The following is a 3,626-nucleotide window of genomic DNA, read 5'->3' as shown; positions in this document are numbered from 1 at the left end:
TAACCAATTACATAGCCAGGTGCTTGCTGAAGTCAGGAGGGTTTAGAAATCAGCTACACCCTTAAATGCGAAGAGCCAATAAACCGCGCAACACGTCAATCACCGACATAATTCCAGAGACCACAACACCGTCTATTGTGTTATTCCGCGCCCACGGGAATAACATCAAGCAACCCAATCATTCATTCACATTAAAAAAATGAAAAACACAAAAAACCTTACATGCCATTTTATTTTGAATCTGGAATACCGTGCACTTTACTCAATGTTACCGCCTAATATTGAAACACCCTCTCCCTCACCCAAATACCCCACTACCGCTGGGGGTACCGAGTGAATCCCTACCGCCCACAAACACAAAATGCCCCGTACTTTTCGGTACGGAGCATTTACGTTGAAATACAATAAACGCTGACGCGTGGCCCCAGCGGTCCTCAACAAACACTCAAGCGTTACTGCATGACTCAGGATGGGGCATATTCAGCAGGCGACTCACCTGCTCCAACCCGGTCTCGCGGCGCAGGGCCGTAAACAGCTCGACAGCTTCGGGGTAATTACGCGTCAGCATCGCCAGCCACTGCTTCAAACGGCCCGGCGCCTGGCGTTCGGTCAACTGGGCGACCGACTGGACCCAGAAGTCCTGAAGCAAGGGCTGCAACTGCGCCCAAGTCATTTCCACCACGTCTTCGCCCGCCCGCGCCGCGGCAATCTGCCGAGCCAGGTCAGGGCGCGCTACCAGGCCACGACCGAGCATGATGTCTTCAGCGCCGCTGACTTCGCGGCAACGCTTCCAGTCTTCGACGCTCCAGATATCCCCGTTGGCGAACACCGGCACCTTGACCACGTCCTGCACCCGCGGGATCCACTCCCAATGGGCCGGGGGCTTGTAGCCATCGGTCTTGGTGCGCGCATGCACCACGATATGCGCCGCGCCACCTTCGGCCAGGGCAGTGGCGCACACCAACGCGCCGTCCGGGCTGTCGAAGCCCAGACGCATCTTGGCGGTCACCGGGATATGAGCAGGAACTGCTCGGCGTACGTGCTCGACGATCTGATTGAGCAACTCCGGCTCCTTGAGCAGCACCGCACCGCCGCGCGACTTATTGACGGTCTTGGCCGGACAGCCGAAGTTCAGGTCGATCACTTGCGAACCGAGCTCGCAGGCCAGGGCTGCGTTTTCGGCCAGGCACACCGGGTCGGAGCCAAGCAATTGCACACGCAACGGCACACCGGCAGCCGTATGGGCGCCTTGCAGCAGTTCCGGAGCGAGCTTATGGAAATAGGCGGGGGTGAGCAGGCGGTCGTTGACGCGGATGAATTCGGTCACGCACCAGTCGATACCGCCCACGCGGGTCAACACGTCCCGCAGGATGTTGTCGACCAACCCCTCCATGGGCGCCAAGGCAATTTGCATGGAAAACACTCAACAAAAATCGTGGCGCAGTTTACTGGGTTTCCCAGCGCAACCGTTAACCCCCTGTCAGGGCGGGGCCATAACCGTCGAGAAACTCTGTCGGCATACGCTTGGGCTTGCCCGTGGACAGTTCAATGCAGACGAAGGTGGTTTGCGCGCGCAGCAAGGTCGCGCCGTCACGGGGCCGGACGAGCTGGAAGCGCCGGGTCATTTTCAGGCGCTGGTCCCAATCGACGATCCAGGTCGCCAGTTGCAGCTCGTCGCCCTCATAGCCGGCCGCCAGGTAATCGATCTCATGGCGCACCACGGCCATGGCACGGTCCAGGCGACGATACTCGGTCAGGTCCAGCCCCAGGCGCTGGGAGTGGCGCCAGGCGCAGCGTTCCAGCCAGGCGACGTACACCGCGTTGTTGGCGTGCCCCAGGCCGTCAATGTCCTCAGGGGCTACCTGCAGGTCGATGATAAACGGCGTTGCCAAATCCCAGCCCATGCCTTGCTCCAGTCGATTGATGTCGGCACGGCAGTGTATCAGGCGGTCTGGCGCTCCTGTAAACGACGGCCTGCCAACAGATCCAGCACGCCTTCGATCACACGCGGGTCAGCCAGAACTTTCTGGTGCCCGCCGTGTTCCAGGCGCAGCAGGCGGCTGTCGAACCAGGCGTCATGGATAGCTTGCGAGGCGTTGACCGGAACGAAGGTATCGTCTTCGGCGTGAACGATCAGGCCAGGGATATTCATCTGGTAGTGGGCGACATCCAAGTGCTTGAGCGGCATGCCGAACGTCAGTTCCACTTCCTGGATAAACGCCGAGCGGGCCCGCGACGGCAAACCGACCATTCCGGCAAAGCCGCGCAGCACATCCAGGAAGCGCGACGGCGCCGCAATGCTCACCAGCGCTTCAGTGCGCAACCCCAACTGCACCGCCAGCATCGCACTGGCGCCGCCCATGGAATGGCCAACCACCGCGTGCAAGGGCGGCAACTCGGCCGCCGCCTCCAGCATGGCGCGGGCGAACAACAGCACATGGGCCTCACGCCCCGGCGAACGACCATGGGCCGGGCCATCGAGGGCAATCACCGAATAGCCGTTGCCCACCAACGCCGTGATCAAGCTGGCGAATTGCGTCGGCCGCCCTTCCCAACCGTGCATCAGCAACACCGCCGGCCCTTGGCCCCAACGCAGCGCCGACAGGCCGAAACGCAAGGTGATGCGCTCCGACTGGGCCAGCAGCGGCAATTCCCAATCACGCGGCGGCAGGTCTCGCGGGGTCATGAAGACCCGACGCATTTTACTGGCCACCGTGTGCGGCGCCAGGCGCCCCAAGGTGCCGTTGACGCTACGAATCCATGTGAATGCGCCCATTATGCAACCCCCTTTTCAGCGCACTGCCGACTTGGCAGCACGCAATACACGATCCGACAATTCACCCGGCCCAAGCGCACGAGCCAGGGCCAGGCCACCAATCATCAAGGCCATGTCTGCCAAGGCTTTGTCGGTATCTTCCGGGCTGGCGGCCAACTGTGCGGCCATCAACTCCACATGCTCATTGAGCACCTGGCGAAATTCGTCCGGCAGGCGGCTCATCTCGCCCACCGTCGCCGGGATGGGGCAGGCTTTGGCCGTCGAGTCGCGGTGTTTGCGCGACAGGTAGAACGCGGCCACCAGCGCACGACGCTCTTCACCGGTCAGTTGCTCGTCCATGTCGTCGATCGAAGCTCGACGCTGGGCCAGCAGTTGACTGAAGGCCTCCAGCATCAGCGCATCCTTGCTTTCAAAATGCGCGTAAAACCCACCCACCGTCAGCCCCGCCGCGCCCATGACTTCCCCCACGCTCGGCTCGGCCGGGCCACGCTGGACCAACGCGGCACTGGCAGCCTGCAGAATGCGTTCGCGGGTTTGCGCTTTTTTATCGCTCATCGTGTGCCTCCGTCGTTCATGGGTTGAATATTATTACCATAATAATATTTCGCAAGCGAGAAGCATGACCGCCCGTCCGAACCGGCCGCCTGCAAAACGTTGGAATAAGAGTCAGGGCAAATAGAACAGGCCAGAGGGCAGAAACCCAAACGCCAGACAAACAAAAGGGCCATTCAATAATTGAATGACCCTTAAAAATCCCGCAGAGCGGGTAATCGTGGCGTCCCCTAGGGGACTCGAACCCCTGTTACCGCCGTGAAAGGGCGGTGTCCTAGGCCACTAGACGAAGGGGACA

The 3,626-nt window shown here is 60.6% G+C and carries 4 protein-coding genes and 1 tRNA gene; all 5 read right to left on the bottom strand.

The features are described 5' to 3' along the window. Window positions 1–445: 445 nt before the first annotated feature. Entirely contained in the window at window positions 446–1,414 is a 969-nt protein-coding gene (locus tag AC1Q6I_RS34670) for a tRNA dihydrouridine synthase (RefSeq protein WP_024076515.1), read from the bottom strand. Window positions 1,415–1,469: 55 nt separating this feature from the next. Beyond that, window positions 1,470–1,904, bottom strand: coding sequence for an acyl-CoA thioesterase (locus AC1Q6I_RS34665; protein WP_024076516.1), 435 nt, complete (start codon window positions 1,902–1,904; stop codon window positions 1,470–1,472). A 38-nt stretch (window positions 1,905–1,942) separates the two neighbouring features. Continuing rightward, entirely contained in the window at window positions 1,943–2,776 is an 834-nt protein-coding gene (locus tag AC1Q6I_RS34660) for an alpha/beta hydrolase (protein WP_024076517.1), read from the bottom strand. Window positions 2,777–2,791: 15 nt separating this feature from the next. Then, window positions 2,792–3,331: a TetR/AcrR family transcriptional regulator gene (locus tag AC1Q6I_RS34655; RefSeq protein WP_069076640.1), complete on the bottom strand. Its 540-nt coding sequence runs from the start codon at window positions 3,329–3,331 to the stop codon at window positions 2,792–2,794. Window positions 3,332–3,549: 218 nt separating this feature from the next. After that, window positions 3,550–3,625 (bottom strand) — tRNA-Glu (locus AC1Q6I_RS34650). Window position 3,626: the final 1 nt, after the last annotated feature.

This window comes from Pseudomonas sp. MPR-R2A5 (genome assembly GCF_058793055.1).
Note: the sequence above shows the minus strand (reverse complement) of the source record. Positions and strands in the feature narration are given on the sequence as shown.